The organism is Pseudomonas sp. FP2309, from assembly GCF_030687575.1.
In the GTDB taxonomy this organism is placed as follows: Bacteria; Pseudomonadota; Gammaproteobacteria; order Pseudomonadales; family Pseudomonadaceae; genus Aquipseudomonas.
Genome location: NZ_CP117439.1, coordinates 2359165 through 2376424, shown reverse-complemented (window position 1 = coordinate 2376424; position 17260 = coordinate 2359165). Strand labels below are relative to the sequence as shown.

At 58.9% G+C, this 17260-nt stretch carries 4 protein-coding genes; 1 reads left to right on the top strand and 3 read right to left on the bottom strand.

Going from position 1 to position 17260, the window contains the following annotated elements:
- The first annotated feature begins 102 nt into the window (after positions 1–102).
- Positions 103–1265 (top strand): IS3 family transposase gene (locus tag PSH59_RS10885; RefSeq protein WP_305395024.1). Its coding sequence is split into 2 segments (ribosomal slippage): positions 103–358 and positions 358–1265, totalling 1164 coding nucleotides; the frame shifts between segments, so codons are not numbered across the junction.
- On the opposite strand, the gene PSH59_RS10880 is transcribed toward PSH59_RS10885, so the two are convergent.
- The 3 genes from PSH59_RS10880 to PSH59_RS10870 all read right to left on the bottom strand — a co-directional run bounded on the left by PSH59_RS10880 (position 1196) and on the right by PSH59_RS10870 (position 17142).
- On the bottom strand, positions 1196–12712 hold the full coding sequence (locus tag PSH59_RS10880; RefSeq protein ID WP_305395023.1) for a hemagglutinin repeat-containing protein: 11517 nt from the start codon (positions 12710–12712) through the stop codon (positions 1196–1198). The two genes, PSH59_RS10885 and PSH59_RS10880, sit on opposite strands and share 70 nt — an antisense overlap.
- A 33-nt stretch (positions 12713–12745) precedes the next feature.
- Positions 12746–14413 carry a ShlB/FhaC/HecB family hemolysin secretion/activation protein gene (locus PSH59_RS10875; RefSeq protein WP_305395292.1) on the bottom strand — a complete coding sequence of 556 codons (1668 nt, stop codon included), beginning with the start codon at positions 14411–14413 and terminating at the stop codon, positions 12746–12748.
- 296 nt (positions 14414–14709) lie between these two features.
- Positions 14710–17142: a TonB-dependent siderophore receptor gene (locus PSH59_RS10870; protein WP_305395022.1), complete on the bottom strand. Its 2433-nt coding sequence runs from the start codon at positions 17140–17142 to the stop codon at positions 14710–14712.
- Positions 17143–17260: the final 118 nt, after the last annotated feature.

Genomic DNA, 17260 nt, shown 5'->3' with positions numbered 1-17260 from the left:
AAAGCGGCCCTTAAATCACTGTTCAAGCAGATAGACCGTGTAGTGGTCTAATGATTCCGGACACCCATTTAGGCGAGAATGCTCGCCAGATCGAGGTGTCAGATGACCAAACAACGCCGCTCCTTTACTCCCGAATTCAAACGCGAGGCTGCCGACCTCGTGCTCAAACAAAACTACAGCTACATCGAAGCCAGCCGTTCACTCGGCATTGGTGAGTCGGCATTGCGCCGCTGGGTTGACCAGATTCAGAAAGAACATAAAGGCATCACCCCGCAGAGCAAGGCTCTGACTCCGGAACAGCAAAAAATTCAGGAGCTGGAAGCCCGGATTGCTCGGCTTGAGCGAGAGAAATCAATACTAAAAAAGGCTACCGCGCTCTTGATGTCGGAAGATCACGAGCGTTCGCGCTGATTGACCAGTTGAGTGCACATGAGCCGGTTGATTGGCTGTGCAAGGTGTTTGACGTCACGCGCTCGTGTTACTACGCCCAGCGCCTGCGGCGCCGCACGCCCGATGTTGAACAGCTTCGATTGCGAAGTCGCGTCAGTGAGCTGTTCTCGCAAAGTCGTAGCGCTGCGGGCAGTCGCAGCATCCTGTCGCTGATGCGTGAAGACGGTGAGCAGATCGGTCGATTCAAAGTGCGCAGCTTGATGCGCGAGCTTGATTTAGTCAGCAAACAACCCGGCTCCCATGCCTACAAACGAGCAACAGTAGAAAGACTGGATATCCCGAACACATTGAACCGCGAGTTCGACGTGCCAGCGCCCAATCAAGTCTGGTGCGGCGATATCACCTACATTTGGGCGCAAGGAAAGTGGCATTACCTGGCTGTCGTCCTGGATCTTTGTACGCGTCGGATCGTGGGCTGGGCGCTGTCGGAAAAGCCAGACGCTGAGCTGGTGATCAAAGCGCTGGATATGGCTTACGAGCAGCGTGGCAGGCCTTCGGATCTGCTATTCCACTCGGACCAGGGATCGCAATATGCAAGCCGACTCTTTCGCCAGCGGTTGTGGCGATACCGTATGCGCCAGAGCATGAGCCGACGAGGAAACTGCTGGGATAACGCACCGATGGAGCGCGTATTTCGCAGCTTGAAAACAGAATGGATACCGACCGTGGGCTATCGAACTGCGCAGGAAGCACAGCGCGATATCAGCCATTTTTTGATGCATCGCTACAACTGGATTAGGCCTCATCAATTCAACGATGGGTTGGCCCCAGCGCGGGCCGAGGAAAAACTTAACGTCGTGTCCGGGATTAGTTGACCACTACACTTCTTGTCTGGATAGAGCTGGCGCGCTATTAGCTCTCCAACACTAGCGCCTGCCGCTCCGGCCAGCGCTGAGTTGCCCTGCGCTTGCGCAACCAGCGCCCCTAGCACCGCATGCGCCATCAAGTTGGCTTCGGGATTATCGGCGGTCAGACTGTGGATTTGCTCTGCGAGATAGGGCGCAGCGGCGCCGGTTAGCGCCTGCGCGATATTTCCGCCAGCAAGCCCCTGCAACGCTGCTGTGACTGCTTGCGCCGCACGTTGATAATCGCTGCCCGTACCATACTGCTGCATAACGGTATTGGTGATCTGCGTCGCAATTTGCTCCGCTGTTGGATCGGTGTTACCCCCTGCGATCAAACTGTCTCGTGCAGCTGCGATCGCCGCTGGATCTTTCTGAGCTTTGGCAGCGTTAATGGCACCTTGCGTGCGAATGATATCCATCGACTGGGTACCGATCTCACTGATCAGCCTTACCTGTTGCAGGCGCTTCTGCTCTTTCTCTTTATCGAAGATTGGGCTGATGCTGTCGTTGGCGTGTTCGACATCGTGGCTAAGAGTCGCCACATCTTGCTGTTGTTTGGCAGGGTCGCGAATATCGAGGGTGCCATTGGAGAGGGCCGATGAGGTCGTACCGCTTGCGCTACCACTATGGTTGTAAGCGATCAAAGTACCGCTGGGCATGTTGCTGGTAAAACCGCCACTGCCGTCGCTGGAACTGCTGACGCTGGCACTTTGCATTTGGCTCTTGTATTCGGCCTCGTTCTTGATATCACTCCAACCGAGAGTGCCTGTACTCAGCCGATTCTTATCGGCCTCTGCGGTACTGGCGATGACGCTTCCATCAAGTTGTGTGTGATTACCCACATCAACCTGATAACCACCTTTACCCGCGTATAACCCGGTCTGCTCCTGCACGCTTTGGTATTTGGAGTCAATCTTGGTTTGGCTGACGCTAAGACTGGCTGAGCCACCTGTGCCGATGATCGCGACACTCACGCCGCCACTCACATCAGTTTGCTTAGACTTATAATTGTCGGTGTCTTGAAGGCTCTGCAGTGTCAGATCGCGACCGACACTGGCAGCGATTTTGTCAGCACTGACCTGTGCGCCCTTAAGGGCAGTGTCTCGCCCGCTGACCAGGTTAGCCTGATGTCCTGCGTCCAGCGTGGTTTCAGTCCATGTGGTGCCGGTACCTTTTTCATTACCAGTGCCTTTATTCGCGTTGGCGAAGATACTCAGGCCACCGCCTTGAGGCCCAACCCCCAAACTAATCCCGATTGCGCCACCGCCACTATTGTTTTTGCCATCCAGCTTTTGGCTATTGGCGGTTGCTTCAAGACGGATATCCCGCTCAGCGGCCAGCGAAATGTCGTTGACTGCTTTGAGGCTACTACCTTGAACATGGATATCTCCGTCTACCCCAGGAGTACCGTTACCGACGGCGACAATGCTGAGATTGTTGCCGCTGGTCAGGCTACTGCCTTGGCTAATCGTTTGTTCTTGGGTCTGTTTTGAACTGGACTTCTGCGCACCGAGGGAGATGCTAATACCGACAAACTGCCCGGCGTTGTCAGCAGTCATTCCACCGTTCTGCTGAGCAGCCTGCCAAGCCTGAACGCCAGTTAACCCTGCTTTGATACCTTGCAAGGCGGATACACGGCTGTCGTCTTCCTGCTTGGCTTGCTTGGCCGTTTGATAAGCGGTATCGACCGCACTGCCGACAGTTCCGGAGAGTGCCAGCGTCAACCCACCGCTTTTGCTTTTAGAGGTTTGCTCGCTCTTGTTGTTATTTTCGGCCGCAATGATGTTGACGTTTTGGCCAATGAGGTTGATGTCCTTGCCTGCAATAACATCAGAACCTTTTATGGTCAGATCTTTACCGGCCTGAATATCGACACTGCCAAGAACGCTGCCGACGGTACTGGCCTTACTACTCTCAGTAGTGCTGCTCGATGTATTTTGAAAGCTAGTCGAACCTATGGTGAAACCTATACCACCAGTCCCCAACAGGCCGGATTTTTTACTCGACGTAGAATGGCTTTCTTCGAAGGTTTCAGTTGCCCCATCGATCACAACGTTGCGCCCAGCAATCAAGCTGGTGGAATTGGTGGAAACTACGTCACTGGCGGTAGTGCCAATGTCCCGACCGGCACGGACGACCACCGTGTCGGCACTGATGGAGGAGCCCTGTTGAGTGATAGAGCTGCTGCTGTCGATGCGTGTCTGCTGGCTGCTGGACAACAAACCGCTGCTGGTCTTGATTTTGCGGTAGTAGCTGTAATCGCTGTTTTGCGCCGCGTTCAGGTCTAGATCGTTTCCTGCGTACAGGTACGCTTCCTTCCCGGCACTTACACGACTGGCACTTACCAACAGATCCTGGCCCGCATTCAAGGCAACGTTGCCTCCAGCAGTCACTGTCGTGGAAACCTGCTGAACGTGATCCTCCTGACTCGTCACCTTCTTGGTCTTACCATACGAATGCTGCTCATCCGCCGCCGAAGCCAGGGTCAGATCACCCACCGCACTCATACTCACATCACGCTTGGCAGCAATCTGACTGGCAATCGCGGTGACATCCCGGCCAGCGCTGACCTTCAAGTCTTGCCCTGCATCGACGGTCGAGCCGTATTGGGTAATGGTCTGGTCCGTATGCAAACCACGCACGCCGCTGGTGACTTGTTCAGCAGATACAACGTTAACGTCACGTCCGGCAACGATCGTGGTGTCCGTGCCGCTTTTGAGCACGCCACCTGTGTTGTTGACGTCTTGCCCAGCCTTGACGGTCAGGCCGTTGGCGGCTTCGATACGGGCGGCGTTATCGACGAAGTCAGTGCGCTCGGTTCGGTAGCCGCTGCTGCTTTCGTGGGTGGTGACGGTGCGTTCGTTGATCACGTCGCGGCCGGCGGTCAGTGAGACGTCGCGGCCGGCGATGACACCGCCTGCCTTGTTGATCAGGTTATTGCCGGCCAGCAGGTCAAGCCGATTGCCCGCTTCTACCAAGCCACTGTTCACCAGGTCGTTGCCGGCCGTGGCGGAGAGGTTGTTGCTGGCTTTCAACGTGCCGGCGTTGTTCAGGTCCTTACCAGCGATCAGGGTTACGTCACTGCCCTGGATAAGGGCGCCGTTGGCGGCCAGGCGATTGTTGGCGTTGGCCAGGTACAGCACTGGCACCAGCACTTGCTCGCCGTTCACCTCGGCATTTTCCATCCAGACAATGTCGTGGGTCAGGGCTGCGACTTGCTCGGAGGTCAAGCTGACACCAAGCGACAGGTTGAGCTCCTGTTTGCTGGCGACGGCGTTGTTCATCAGGTACTTGAACATGCCCTCGTCGGAGGTCTGGCCGTCGATGTAACGCTGGCCGGTTCGGGCGACTACGGCTTGCTGAATCAGGCTCTGTTCATAGAAACCGTCACCCAAACGCTTGGCGCTTTGGTCCGGGTCGTAACCGAGGTTGGACAGCAGGTAGTCCGAGCTCATGAACTGCTTGAGGTCGGTGAGCACCGGGTTGGTTTCGATCAGGTATTTCTGCGGTTTGGACTGACCGCTGCTGGCGGGCAAGCCCTGGACGCGGTTAACGGTAAACGCCGTGGAACGACCGGGCAGTGCTGAGCTATCCGCGTCAGCGGCCGGCGTGCTGGCATTGATTGCGCTGGCCCCAGCGCTCACGTTTGGCGTCTGACGATCTGTCGCGGTCAGGTCCACGCTGCTGGCCGAAGCCTGAGCGTTGTTGCCCAGTTGAATGCTGCGGGGCTGAACATTGGGCAGTGTTTGCTGACGCTGGTCCGGGCTGACGGCGCCGCTGCCCATGGTCCAGCTCTGCGCACCGGTGGTCACCGGGGTAGTACTGCCTTGAGCGCTCAAACGGAACAGGCCGTTTTGCCCGGTGGGCAGCGCGAAGCCCGGCAGGGACAATGGGTTGACTTGCTGCTGTGAGAGGTTAGGCGGCAATTGCTGGTTGAGGCTGATACGTGTGGAGAACGCACTGCCCGCCGCCCCCGTATCGGTGCGCGGGCCGCTACCTACATAGGTATAACCAGGGCGTACGGCACCGTTACCGATAGTGTTCTGGGCGTTGACGTTGACCGTGCCGCCGGCTTGGATGATCGCCGCGTAGCTCTGGTCGCCGGAAGCCAGTTTGCGGGTGCTGCCCAACCCCACAAGCTCGGATTCGGTCATGCCAATAAAGTTGGCCATCCCGCCCTGAAGGCCACTCAGGTTAGCGGCGCTGTAGCCGCTGCTTTGATACCAATACTGGTTCGTGAAGGCATTTGCGGCGCTGTACCAGCCGCCCGCGTTGCTGGTTCGCTCGGACAAGAAGATACGGGTGGTTTCAGTTTCACCGGTTTCAACACCGCTGTTGGTCAGGTTGACCAACGTGGCGCTCAATTTCCCCGCCGTTGCGATGGTGCTGCTCTGGTTCAGCAGGTCACCACCGTTCAGGGTCAGGTCGCCGCCAGCCGTGATGCTTGACGCAGCGCTGGCCGCAGTGACCTCAAGTTTCTCGCGCTGGACGATCTCCCAAACGTGGTTCTGTTTTCCGCTGCAGTCACCTGCGTTGTACCCTTGGATGCAGGTCACTTCTCCGATCCTGGCGGTGTAGATGCCTGCGTTGTTGACGGTGAGCACGTCCCGAGTGTTCTGGATGGTGCTCGCCGAGAGGCTCATGCTGCCGTCGCTCTGAATCGACGCGGAATTATTGAGGATGCTGGTGGCCTGGGCGCCTTGGCCGTCACGGTCAATCGTGAGGTTGCCCAAGCTGTAGATGTTGGCGTAATTGTTGTTCAGCGCGTTGACCCGCAGGCCCATGTTGCCGCCACTGAAGATCAGCCCGCGATCGTTGGCCAGTGAGCCGGTGGTTACGGTCAGCGCTTGAGCACTGCCCAGCGTGCCCTGGTTGTTGATACCCGCTGCGTTGACGGTCAGGTTAGTCGCCGAGGTCAGGCGACCGACGTTACTCAGTTGGCCACCGACTGACACCGTCGTGTCCCCGCCGCCGGCGATGCTCGAAGCAGAGTTCAGGTTCACTTGCCCGGCACTCAGTCCGAGTGTCCCAAGGCTGCTGAGCCGGCCATTGCCTGAGTACGTGCCACCGAGGTTCAGGCTCAGCGCACCGTCACTGGCGATGAGTCCGTCGTTGGTCCAATTGCCACCGCTACCGACGAGACTGGTGGACGCCAACAGTTGGCCACTGGCGGTCTGGGTGAAGTTATTGACGTTGACGTTCAGCCGCGCGGCCTGGATGACGTTGCTGTTGCTCCAGCTGTCGGCGTTAAGCGTCATGCCGCCGCGAGTGACGATCGAGCCGCCGGCGCCCGTGACGTTGGCGGTAGAGATGTCGAACGTGCCGTCGCCCACATGCAGCAAGCTGCCGCCAGCATTGAGAAAGCCACCTGCCGCCAGGCTCAGGTTGGTGTTCGCGCTTTCCAGCGTGCCGTTGCGGTTGTCAAACAGCCCGCCTATCTGGAAGTCGGTTTTGCCGCTGCCGCCCAGGGCGCGCAGTTGGCCTGTCTGGTTATCGAGGCTCGCGGCCTTGATTGCCAGGGTGCTGTCGCTTTCGATGATGCCCAGCCGGTTGTTCAGTGCGCCACTGAGGTTGAGGTCGATCTGCTGACCGGCAATCTGGCCATCGTTGTCGCCGCTGTTGTCAAAGTTGCTGCCGGTGACGTTGATCTTGCCTTTGGCGTACAGGCCGCCGTTACGGTTGTCGAAATTGCCGGTGGTGATGATCGCATCACCACTTTGCGCCGACACTCGCCCGCCGTAGTTATCGATGCTACCCAAAGCGGTCAGGTTCAAGCGCTGTGCCTGGGTCAAGCCGCCTTGACGGTTGTTGTTCAGGTCATAGCCGTTTTTCAGCGCACCGGTCAGGTGCGTGTTGAACGCGGCTTGCAGGCTGGAAAGCACGCCGCCGCGGTTGTCGAGGTTGTTGGCGTTGATCGACAGGTCACCGGCCTTGGCGATAATCCGGCCGCTCTGGTTGTCGATATCGCCGCCCGTGACGACGGTCAACGCGCCCTGGCTTTGCAAGGTACCTTTGGCGTTGGCGAGGTTGGCCGCCTGGATATTCAAGTCGCCTGTCTGGCTGTAGATCAAGCCGTCAGCACTGTTCTGCAGGGCGCCCGATGTGGTGATCGTCAGCAGATCGTTGGCCGCGACGGTGCCCCGATTACGATTGTCCAGGCCGCCGGTGAGCAGCGTCATCAAGCCTTGGCTGACGAGTTGGCCGCCCTGGTTATAGATTTGCGTCGAACGCTGAACCCGCAACGGGCCAACGCCGGCCAGTTTGCCATTGGTGTTGGTCAGCACGCCCAACAAGTCGAGGGTCACCGCCGCGTTGCCGACCAGGTTGCCACCGGTGTTATCCAGCGTGGTACCGGTGAAGCCAAGGCCCTGATGGGCGTTGACGGTGCCGCCGGCATTCCCCAGCGTCATCGCCTGAATCACCAGCGCCGAACCGCTGTCGATCAGCCCGCCTTGGGTATTGTTCAGCAGGCCGCCGACGGTCAGGGTCTGGCCGCCGCCACTGGAGACCACGCCGCCGTTGCTGTTATCCAGGCTCGCCGCGTTGAGATTGAGGTTTTTGCGGCTGACGATTGCGCCTTCACCGCTATTGAGTACCGCACCACTGACGGCGACGGAAACATCGCCGTCGCGACTCGACAGCGTACCTTTGTTGCGGTTATCAAGACCGTTGCTGGTCAGGTTCAGGCCCTGCCAGCCGGACAGCAAGCCACCGAGGTTTTGCACGGCGTCGGCATTCACTGTCAGTACGTTGTTGCTGATCAGTTTCCCAGCGGTGTTGTCGATCGCCCGCGCATTCAGACCGATGCTTTGAGTGCTGGAGATTTCACCGTTGCGGTTACTCAGGTCGCGTAAGTGCTGAATGCTCAAAACGCCTGCGGTGTTGATCAGGCCGCCGCTGTTGTCCAGGTCTGCCGTGGCCGCTCCAAAATCGATGGCAATTGCGCTGCCCAACAGTGAGCCATTCTGATTATTGAGGCGGCGACTGTTGATGGTCAGACCGCTGGTGGCGTTGATCAGGCCGTTATTCTGGTTATTCAGCTGTCCGTCGAGGTTCAGGTCCAGATTGGCACGGCTGGTCAGCGTGCCGCCGCTGTTGTCCAGGCTGGCGGCTTTGACGTCGAGTGCGGCGGCCGCTATCAGGCCTTTGAGGTTGGTCAGCGCCTGATCAACACGCAGGGTTACGCCCTGATTACTCAACAGCTTGCCATTACTGTTGTCCAGGCTGCGAGCCGTCACGTTGAAAGCTTGGGCGCTGGAGATTTCACCGCCATCGTTGTTGATGTCGGTGAGTTTTTTGAGCATCAGCAACGGCGCGCTGATCAACCCGTTCTGGTTGTTCAGTTGGCCCTGGTTCATGTCCAGCGTCAGGGCGGTGTTGCTGAACAGTTGACCGCCATGTTGATCCAGGCCAGTGACGCTGGCGGTCAGGGCGCCGGAGCTGGCGATTCGACCGCTGTCCTGGTTGGTCAGTTGAGAGGTTGTCAGGTCCAGCGTGTCGCCACTGTTCAGCCGCCCGTTGTGGCTGTTATCCAGCACCCCTGTGTTCACGCGCACGGCGCCTTTGCCGCTGATGCTGCCTTTGTTGCTGTTATCGAGGCTGGCACTATTGAGCACGAGGCCGGCGTCGGTAACGATCTCACCGCCTTGGTTGAGTACGACGCCCGTAGTGGTCAACGTCAGCGGCCCCGCAGCAGACAGGCTGCCGAGGGTGTTGGTCAGGCTGGATGAGGTGACGTCCAGCCTACCTTCGGCACTCAGCAGACCTTGGCTGTTGGTCAGATCGCCGGAGAGTCCGGCCTTGAGATTTTTCTGGCTCAACAGCAAACCACCGCTGTTGTCGAGGTCCTGTCCAATCAGCGTCAGGTCAGTCTTGCCCGACAGCAAGCCTTTGACGCGGTTGATGACATGATCGACTGTCAGTGCCAGCGCGCCCTGCGCAACGACCTGACCGCCATCGCTGTTGTCCAAGCGATTACCCACCAGGCTAACGTCGGATGCGCTCAACAACTCGCCCCCACGGTTATCGACGGAGCCGACGTTCGAGTTCAGTGCGTTGTTTGCCTCGACCAGGCCACCCTTGCGGTTGTCGAGGCTAGTACCGGTCAGCGTCAGGCCACCGGTTGCAATCAACTGCCCGCCCTGGTTATTGAAGTTTGCGACGCTGGTCGTGACATCGGCTTTACCGGCGATCTGGCCACGGCGGTTGTCCACGCTGTCGGCGCTGACCTGCACATTGCCGTCGGCGATCAGGGTGCCATCCTGGTTGACGACCTGACCGTCTACCGTGACCCCGAGGGTGCTGCGGCTGCTGATCAGACAGCCAGTGTTGTCCAGACCGGCGCTGTGCAGGTCCAGGGTCTGAGCGGAAATCAGTCCCTTGACGCTGGTCAGCAACTGTTCGACGCGCAGGGTCAGGCCCTGATTGCTGATCAACTTGCCGTTGCTGTTGTCGAGGTTACGAGCGTCCAGTGCGAATGCCTGTGAACTGGAGATCTCACCGCCCTGGTTGTTGATGTCCTTGAGGTTTTTCAGCATCAGCAACGGTGCGTTGATCAGGCCGTTCTGGTTGTTCAACTGACCCTGATTCAGGTCCAGACTCAGGGAGGTTTTGCTGAACAGTTGACCGCCCTGCTGATCGAAACCGGTGACACTGGCGGTCAATGCTTTATCGCTGGCGATTCGGCTGGCAACACCGTTGCTCACCTGAGTCGCGCTCAGGTCCAGGGTATCGCCGCTGATCAGTTGACCACCCTGGGTATTGTCGAATGCACGGGTCGTTACAACGGTCGCGTTCTTGCCGCTGATCGAACCTTTTTGGCTGTTGTCGAGGCTGGCGCTGTTGAGAGTCAGGGTGCTGTCTGTACTGATAGAACCGCCCTGATTCTTCAGCACGCCCGTGGTGGCCAATGCCAGTGCTCCGGCACTCGACAGGCTGCCGCCAGTGCTATCAAGACTGCCTGCATTGACCGTCAGAATCCCTTCACTGCTGATCAGACCAGCGACGTTGCTCAGGGCGTTGTCGAGGCGAATATCCAGACCTTGCTGAGTCACAAGGTTGCCACCGCTGTTGTCCAGGCTCTGCCCGATAACCGTCGTCGCGCCTTTGCTGAACAGCTGGCCTTTGGTCTGGTTAATGATCTGTGCCACACGCAGGGCCAGATAGGTGCCGGCGAGGATCTTGCCGCTATCACTGTTGATCAGTTGTGAGCCTTGCAGGCTGACATCGACGGCGCTGGAGATTTCCCCTCCACGGTTGTCGACTGCATCGACGTTGAGTTTCAGCGTTTTTGTGGCGCCTACCAGACCGCCACCACGGTTATCCAGTACCTTGCCGCCCAGGGTCAACGCGCCTTGGGCGACCAGTTCGCCGCCCTGGTTGGTGAACTGCGCAACATTGGCGATCAGGTCGGTTTGGCTGGCAATGCGACCGCCGCTGTTATCAGTGCTCGTGGCCTCCAGGCGCAACGGACCTGTGGCGCTGAGCAAGCCGCCACCGTTATCCAGATGCGTACCGTTGAAGTCGATGGCTGCCTGGCTGTTGAGCAGGCCTTGCTGACGGTTATCGAGTTGCCCGACATTCAGTTGCAGGTCATTGGTGGCGCGTACTTTACCGGTGCGGTTGTCCAGCGAATCGCTGCGCAGGGTCAGGCGATCCTTACCGCTCAGGCTGCCATTACGGTTGTCGAGGCCGCCAGTCTGCAGGTCAACCGCGTCTTTGGCGCTGAGGTCGCCGCTTTGATTATCGAACAGGCCCGTGATGCGTGCGGTCAGACTGCCATCGCTGATAAGGCTGCCGTTATGGCTGTTGTCCAGACTGGCGGCAGTGATACTGACGTTCTTGCCGGAGCCCAGCACACCGTTCTGGTTATTCAGGGCGCCTATCAAACCAATGTTCAGTGCAACGTCCCCGGTCACCTGACCATCGCTGTTATCCAGCGAGGAGGCATTCACCGTAGTATTGCCGGCGCTGGAAAGCTCGCCATTGTGGTTGTTCAACTGCCCAAGATTGGCGGTCAGGCTGCCTTGGCTGGTGATGACGCCCTGAGTGTTGAACACCTGATTAGCGGCGAGATTCAGCGTACCGCTCCCCAACACCCGACCGTTGTTCTGATTGTCCAGAGTCCTGGCGTTGAGGGTGGTGGTTTGTCCGCTGAGCGTGCCACCCTGGTTGGTCAGGGTCTGAGTTGCGTTAGCAACCAGGTCACGACTGGCGATGATGTTCTTGCCAGTGTTGTTGACGCTCTGTGCACTGATGCTGACATCGCCCGTGGCATTACGAGTGTTATCGGCATTGACCCCGCCTTCGATGATGCCGTTGTTGGTCAACTGGCCGCCGCTGGTGAGGGTGATGCGGTCCTTGGCGACAAGGTTGTTCTGACTGGTCAGGTCACCTTGGGTTTTCACATCCAGGGTGGTGCCGGCGTAGACCGGCCCCTTGGCTTCCAGGCTGTCAGCCGTGACGTTGACTGCACCGGTGGCCGCAGTATCGACGACGCTCAGGTGCCCATTGGCATCAAGCTGAATGTCACCCGCACTAGCAGCCATCTTGCCATCGAGTTTCACCCCGACACCGGCTTCGCTACTCACCAACTTGATCGCCCCGGCATACATCCCACCCAGGGACGAAGAGTCGATCGCCAGTTGCGGTGCAGTCGCCGGGTCGGCGGCACGCGCGGTGGCCTTGAGCGTCTTGGCGTCAACGTCATTAGCGCCGGCAATGATCGTCAGGTTCTTGGCCTGGATCTCCGCATTGAGCTTGGCCGAGCGGGTGATGATTTCGAAGCGATCGATGTTGTTGGCATTAAGGCCCGCACCTTCGATGGCGACGCTGCCTCCGTCGACTTGGTAACGATTGACCTGGCCGTTTTCGATCACTGCTTTACCGGTGGTCAACGTGGCTTGCGGGGTATTGATAAAACCGCAGCCATTGCAGGTGATGCCATACGGGTTGGCCACGATCACGTGGGCCGATTGCCCCGCCACCTCGGTGTACCCGCGCAACTGACTCGGGCTGCCGCCGTTGACCTCGTTGAGGATCACGCTGGCTGCTGTGCCGTTGAGGTTCTGGTTGCCGAGGATGATCCCGCCCAACTGGGTCGACTGGGTGCGGCTGGTGGCGTTGTTGAGGATGACGCCCTGCTGGCCGACGTTGTAATCCTGGAACTGGTTATGGGACAACCCGCTGCCATTGGGCGCCGCGATATTGACGATGGGTACGCCATTGCCCGCCTGGCCCAGCGTAGTCCCCGGCGCGCTGACCACAATCCCATCCGCCTGCGCCAGCAACGGCTGCCAGAACATCGCGTTGGCCAGCACCAACGCCAAGCCACGCTTGGGCAACCCCAGGAAGTTGGAACGACTTTTCAAGGCCGCAGAAGGTTGGCGCGCGAGGAAGGCGAACTGGCGAACGTCCATGTCATGTCTCGATGCCCAAGGGGCGGTAAAGATTTAAAGGAAGAAATCCAGGCGGAAATAGACCGGCGCTTCACGTTCAGTGATCGGCCCCGGGCGTTCCAAAGAGTGTGCAAAGGTCACCGTGGCGGCGACGTTCTGGCTGCGTGCAAACAGCTCCAGCGAATTGCTGGTCATGCGCCCGTGCTGTTCGGCGTTGTAGCGGCCATGGCTGATCACTCCCTGGTCGTAGCCGAGGCTGGTGCCGTACTCGCTGAACACCGGCTGCATCCAGGCCCAGGTCACCGGGCGACTCCAGCGCAGGTCGTTGCGCCAGTAGCCGCCGCTGTCGCCGGACAGGCTTTGATCCTTGTAGCCACGAATCGACGATTGCCCGCCCAGGCTCATGCGTTGCGGGCTGAACAGCACGTCTTCGCTGCGCTGGCCGGTCATCAGGCTGCTGAAACTGAACGACTCGCCCCACAGCTTGAACGGGTACAGGTAGCTCAGGGTCGCGGTGTATTTGCGGTAGCGCGCATCGGCCTGGCCGGGCCGTGGGTTGTGGTTGGCCTGGGCGTCGAACGCGCCAATGCCATCCTGCATGCCCAGGTCGATGTTGAGGAATGAGCCGCCAATGCGTCGGCCATGGTTGATGCCAAACTGGGCTTCGCTGAGGCGGTTGCTGCTCAGGGCGAGTTTGCTGTCTTCGATAAAATTGTTGGTGCGCAGGTAGGCCACACCGGTGCTGAGGGAGGTTTTGCTCAGGGCGTCGCGGTGGATCACCCGCTCCAGGCGCAACTGGTGGTTTTGGCTGTCGCCGGTCTGCTTGAAGTTGAAATTATTGGCCTGGGCCAGGGAGCGGTATTCGGTTTCGCTGTAGGTGTAATTGAGGTTCCACCAGCCGAACGGCAGGCTGTAATTGAGCATCGAATTGCGCGAGGTTTTCTGGTGGTCGCTGACGGCATCGTGGCCGCCGCGCAGGGAGAGTTGGTCGGCCAGGCCCAGCGGGTTGTCCCAATCCAGGCTGGCGCCCCATTGCTGTTCACCGGTGCTGCGCTGGCCGCCGTTGTGGCGGGACAGGCCGACGCGCCAAGGTTTTTGCGGCGTGTTTTTCACCAGTACTTCACTGCCGCCGACTTCTTTGCCCGGCGCCAATTCCATCTGCGCCTGGTTCGATGGCAGGCGGTTCAGTTGATCGACCATTTGCTCGATCTCGCGCAGGTTGAGCAGGTCGCCCGGTTTGCCTGGGAAGCTCATGAACAGTTGGCGGTCGGTGATGCCGCTGCCTTCGGCGCCCTTCATTCCTTCCAGTCGGCCCTCGACCACTTGCACCTTGAGGTTACCGCTGGAGAGATCCTGTTGCGGCAGGTAGGCGCGGCTGGTGACGAGCCCTTTCTCAAGGTAGCGGTCGGTGATGACCTTGAGCAGCTCATTTAGCTGCGGCACACCGAGGCATTGGCCGATATAGGGTTTGAGCAGGCTTGAGCGCTCGCCTTCAGACAGCGCGTCGGCACCGGTGAGTTCGATGGTTTTGATAGGGAAGCAACGGGTGTCGGCGGGCGCTGTCGGCTTTGCAGGAGGGGCGGCCTTGCCGGGCAGGTCCTTGAGTTCTTCGAGGCGCCGTTGTTGCTCTTCGAGCAGGCGGTCCTGACGATCACGGATCAGGTCGGTGACGCCCGGCGTGTTCTGCGGGGTGGCACCTTGAGCCGTCCCAGCTAATCCCAGGCAAAAAAAGCGGACAGCAGGCTGAGCCTGGCCCGAGGTACCGAACGCCACATTTCCAGATCCCTCCGCATGGCGTTATGCCATCAACTGGCGGCGATCCTATGGTGGCAATTTAATGGCGTCAATTAAATTGTAAGTAATTATTCCGATCTAGAGACAGAAGAAAATCGGCTTTTCAGATCATGTCCTTTGATATCAATTGCTTAACCAAAAAATAACCCGCGCCTCCATTACTCGAATCGCAAAAAATACCCCCGAGCCTTGCGGCACGGGGGTATCGGAGGCGGCTGCCAGGATTAGAACTGGTACTTGAGCCCCACCATTATGTTGCGCGGATCACCGCTGTAATAGCTGTTGTACAGACCATAGCCCGAGTAGTACTGACGATCGAAGATGTTGTTGAAGTTGAGCGAGGCACTCAGGTGCTTGTCGATGTCGTAGCGTGCCAGCAGGCCCACCACGGCGTAGCTGCCTTCCTTGGCCTGTGCTTCCAGAGAGCTGTCGACGTAGTACGTCTTGCCCTGCCAATTGAGATTACCGCCAACCGTCAGGTCTTTGAGCGCACCGTCGAGCTTGTAGGTGCTGGCCAGTTTGAACTGACGCTCCGGGCGTTGGGTGTCGAGACGTTGATGCTGCTCATCCCGCGGCCGGGAATAGGTAAAGCCAGCGAGCACTTGCCAGCCCGGCAACACTTCGCCGGACGCCTGCAGTTCGAAACCGGTGGTGGTGTTGGTCACGCCTTCATAGGCGTCAAGGCCCTGGTCGGTGCTGCCAACGTACTGCGCGTAGTTGTCCTGTTTGGTCTTGAACACCGCGACGCTGGTGTTCAGCGCGCCACCGTAGAACTCGGACTTGAGACCGGCCTCGTAGTTTTTCCCGGCCATCGGTTCCAAGACCTTGCCGCTCATGTCGATGTTGCTTTGCGGTTCAAAAATGTCGGTGTAGCTGACGTACACGGAATGCTGTTCGGTCAGGTCGTAGACCACGCCGGCGTAAGGAATGACCTTACCGGTTTTCTTCGCGTCATCGTGGTCCGGGTTTGCCGGGTCCGAGTTGTAGCCCAGCTCGCCTTCACGCTTGTAGTTGACCACGCGGCTACCGAGTATCACCGACAGATCGTCGGTAGGCTTGAGGCGTACGGCGCCAAACGCACCGACTTCCTTGATGTGGTAATCCTGGGTGGTCCAGGTGGCGTAGGACGTAGGCTTGGGCGGGTTGTTGCCCCAACTGTCGAAGTCCACGCTCAGGCGCGAGGAGTTCAGGTCCGCGTTTTCCGAGAAGTAATCCGAGCGACGGTCACTGACGTTGAGCCCCAGAATCAGGTCGTGGGAGCGACCGAACAGGGAAAACGGCCCGGTGGCATAGGCATCGACCGAATCGGTGTTGATGACGTAGGTCTTGTGGCTGCGGAACAACTGGGCCTGGCGCGTCGTTCGGTCGGGGTAAGGGCCCCAGCCGATGATGTTGCCCTGCAGTTGTTCGGTATCGCCCTTCCAGTGGCTGGCTTCGACACGCAGCATCCAGTCATTGTCAAACTGATGCTCGACACCACCAAAGTACTTGGTGCTTTCACTGTCGCCGTAGGCCCATTTGGCCGCCGGGCTTTTGGAACGGGAGAAGTCGGTACGTGTACCGTCGGAGTAGAACAGCGGCAACTGGCCGAAGCTCGAACCGTTGGAGTTGATCTTCTGATAGTCGATACCACCGTAAATCATGGTGTTGTCGCTGATATCCGCCTCACCAATGGCGTAGAACACGTTCTTTTTCGACGAGTAGTAATCGATGAACGAGTTGGCGTCGTCGTACGCCGCGACCACGCGACCGCGCAACGCGCCGTTTTCCGTGAGCGGCCCGGACAAGTCCATCTCGGTGCGATAACGGTCCCAGGTGCCGCCGTTGGCGGACAGGTAGCCCTGGAACTCTTTGGTCGGACGCTTGCGCACCAGGTTGACCACACCGGCCGGGCTGCCGACGCCGCTCATCAAACCGGTGGCGCCGCGTACGACCTCGACCCGGTCGTAAATCGCCATGTCCCGCACACCCAGGCCATTGGTGTTGGTGGTGAAGTCCGAGGTGGGTACGCCGTCATACTGGAAGTTATTGAGCGCAAAGCCACGGGAGTAGAAGTTGAAACGTTCGCTGTCATCGTGCATCACCGCCACGCCTGGGGTTTGCTGCAGCACATCGGAAATGGTGCCCAGGCCCTGGTCAGTCATCTGCTGGCGGGTGATCACGGTGACCGACTGAGGCGTTTCACGCAGGCTCAGTGGCAACTTGGTGGCGGTGGTGGCCGCGCCGGTGGTGTAGGAACCGGTGTTTTCGGTGGTCTGGCCCATCGCCAGGCCGCCAATTTTCACAGCATCGAGTTGAAGCGCGCCGTCTTCCGGTGGCCCGCTGAGCAATACCGTGTTGTCCTCAATTCGATAGGAAATGCCCGTGCCGCGCAGCAGTTGTTGCAGCGCCGACGACACATCCAGATCGCCGCGCAGGGCGACCGACCGCTTGCCTTGGACCAGATCCGGCGAATACAGGATCTGACGACCGGATTGCTGGCCCAGCTCACGCAATGCCCCTTCCAGTGACTGGGCGGAAATGTTCAGTTCTGCCGCCGCCAGGGAGCCGGAGAGCCCCAGGGACAGGCCGAAAACTGCCGCAGTGAAGGTGGAACGCCCCATGATTGCATCGAAAGACCGCCGCAGTGCGGTGGTGGTGTGTCGTTCAGCAGACATTTATATGCCCTTATGAGTGAGGTTGGTCAGTAACACCTATCACGAATGAGAATGCTACTTGTTTGAAGTCAGACATGAGACGGATCATCGCCGTAAAACCGGAAAGTTTTTTTGCGAA

What these genes read in the sequence shown, in the direction of transcription:
- PSH59_RS10870 (WP_305395022.1), bottom strand. Translation starts at nt 17,142, where the DNA reads ATGTCTGCTGAACGACACACCACCACCGCACTGCGGCGGTCTTTCGAT.
- PSH59_RS10880 (WP_305395023.1), bottom strand. Translation starts at nt 12,712, where the DNA reads ATGGACGTTCGCCAGTTCGCCTTCCTCGCGCGCCAACCTTCTGCGGCC.